This is a genomic window from Novosphingobium sp. SG720, from assembly GCF_012275365.1.
Classification (GTDB): Bacteria; Pseudomonadota; Alphaproteobacteria; order Sphingomonadales; family Sphingomonadaceae; genus Novosphingobium; species Novosphingobium rhizosphaerae.
In genome coordinates this window covers 1-2,176 of sequence record NZ_JAAZQN010000023.1, presented here as the reverse complement: position 1 = coordinate 2,176, position 2,176 = coordinate 1, and the positions used below count along the sequence as shown (strand labels likewise).

General features: G+C 65.2%; 2 protein-coding genes and 2 pseudogenes. All 4 read left to right on the top strand.

The genetic code is table 11. From position 1 onward, the window contains the following. Nucleotides 1–207: pseudogene (locus tag FHW94_RS23115) on the top strand (hypothetical protein); the annotation flags it as partial. Nucleotides 208–284: 77 nt separating this feature from the next. Beyond that, entirely contained in the window at nt 285–713 is a 429-nt protein-coding gene (locus FHW94_RS22975; protein ID WP_168558155.1) for an EF-hand domain-containing protein, read from the top strand. Nucleotide 714: 1 nt separating this feature from the next. Beyond that, the gene (locus FHW94_RS22970) at nt 715–1,572 is read left to right on the top strand and encodes a sterol desaturase family protein (protein ID WP_349237592.1); all 858 of its coding nucleotides are present in this window, start codon (nt 715–717) and stop codon (nt 1,570–1,572) included. Then, nucleotides 1,569–2,176, top strand: a pseudogene (locus tag FHW94_RS22965) (dienelactone hydrolase); the annotation flags it as partial. The gene FHW94_RS22970 and the pseudogene FHW94_RS22965, both read left to right, overlap by 4 nt.

Below are 2,176 nucleotides of genomic sequence, written 5' to 3'. Positions count from 1 at the left end.
ACGACGACGCGCGGTGGTAGCTGGGTCAATGGCACCTATTCGGGCGGCGCCACGCACACCACCAACAACGGCCAGACCTGGGGCCGCTCGACCAGTGTGACTGCTAACGGCAATGGTACAGGCAGCGTCTCATCGACTGTGACCGGCCCGAATGGCCGCACCGGCACCGTGTCGGGAACGGTGAGCTCGACCCCGCCCCAGAACTGAGCCCGCCCCGCCACGCGGCCCGGCCATCTCGCCCTCTCCCCCCAGAAGGCCGGGCCGACTTTCACAAGGATAGCATCATGAGAATGTCCCTCTTCATCGCCGCGACCGCCACCCTTGCCATCGCCGGCACGGCCCATGCGCAAAGGGGTGGCCGCTTTGCCGACATGTTCGCCGGCGCGGACGCCAACCACGATGGCCGCATTAGCCGCGATGAATTCATGGCGGGCCGGAGCGCCCGGTTCGCCGAACTGGATCGCAACCACGACGGCGTGATCAGTGCCGCCGATTTTCCCCGTCTGGCGGCCTTTGCCGCAGCGAAAGCGAAGATGGATGCACTCATCACGAGCGCCGACGCCGATCATGACGGCAGGGTGACGCGACAGGAACTGGCGCATGCGCCGACCACGATGTTCGACATGGCCGATGCCAACCACGATGGATTCGTCGATCAGTCCGAACTCACCGCCTTCCGCGCCAACGCGCGGGCGATGCGGGGAGGGATGTGACGTGGACGCACTGCTCACCCGTTCACCGGCTTGGTTGGCGGTCGTGGTCGGGCTGGTGTTCGCCGAGATCGTCTGGCGGTTGCGCAGCGGGCGCGGCTACGATCGCGGCAATGCGCTGACCACGCTTGGCCTTGCCGTCGGCAACATTCCGGCCGCCATCCTCAATGGCGTGGTCATCGGGGCAGTATTCGATGCCGGGTGGAAGATTGCCCCCATCCATCTTCCGCTCGATGACTGGAAGACTTGGGTAGCCGGGTTCTTGGCGGTCGAGTTCGCCTATTACTGGTTCCACCGCGCCAGCCATCGGGTCCGCTGGCTATGGGCGACGCATGCCGTTCACCATTCACCCGGGGAGATGACCCTGCTTTCCTCGCTCCGGCTCGGTTGGACCAACCTCCTGTCGGCGGGGTGGGTATGCTATGTGCCGCTGGTGTTCGCCGGGTTCGATCCTCGGCTCGTGGTGCTGCTGTTGGCGCTGGATCTGCGCTACCAGTTCCTCCTCCATACCGAGGCGAAGCTGTCCTTGGGGCCGCTCGAATGGCTGCTCAACACGCCGTCCCACCACCGCGCGCACCATGGTTGTAACGACGCTTATCTCGACTGCAATTACGGCGGCGTGGTCATCGTCTTCGACCGCCTGTTCGGGACCTTCCGCGCCGAGCGAGCCGAGGAACCCGTGGTGTTCGGGCTCAAGGGCAGGGGGCTTGAAACCAATCCCGTACGCTTGGCCTTTCGCGAATGGCGCGACTTGTTGCAGGATATGAAAACCGCGCAAGGGTTGCGCTACGCTGTGCGCATCGCGCTCTCGCCGCCGGGCACCGTCCCGCAGTGCCGGAAGACCCAGGAGTTGGCATCATGAAACCGCTTTTCGCTGCAGCCGTCGTGGCAATGGGCGCCACCGCTTTTTCTCCGACTCAGGCCTTCGCCGCGCCCGCCATCTGCAATGCGATTTGGACCGACGCGGCACGAAGCGGTCGTCCCGTTCCGGTGCGAATACGGATGCCCGAAGGACGCGCCCAAGTCCCTGTCATTCTTTTCAGCCATGGCCTGGGCGGTAGCCTTGACGCCGGAACGAATTGGGTGACGGTCTGGGCCGAGGCAGGCTTCGCAACCGTCAATATTGAGCATGCCGGCAGCGATGCAGCGATCTGGAAGGGCAGAATGCGGCCCATGCAGGGTCTGCGCAGCGCCATGAACGGCCAGCAGCTACAAGCGCGCGTTGATGATGTCCATTTCGTGCTCGACCGGCTGGCAAAGGGCGGGCGTGAAGGGGCATGCGATCTCGCACGGCTCGATATGGGCCGCGTCGGCATGGCGGGCCACAGCTTTGGCGCCCAGACGGTGTTGGCCGTGTCGGGCGCGCGCTATGGCGGCGCGGCGATCATGCGCGACCCGCGTATCAAGGCGGCGATTGCGCTCAGTCCGCAACCAGCACTGGGTCAGGACGACCGTTCGGCTTTCGG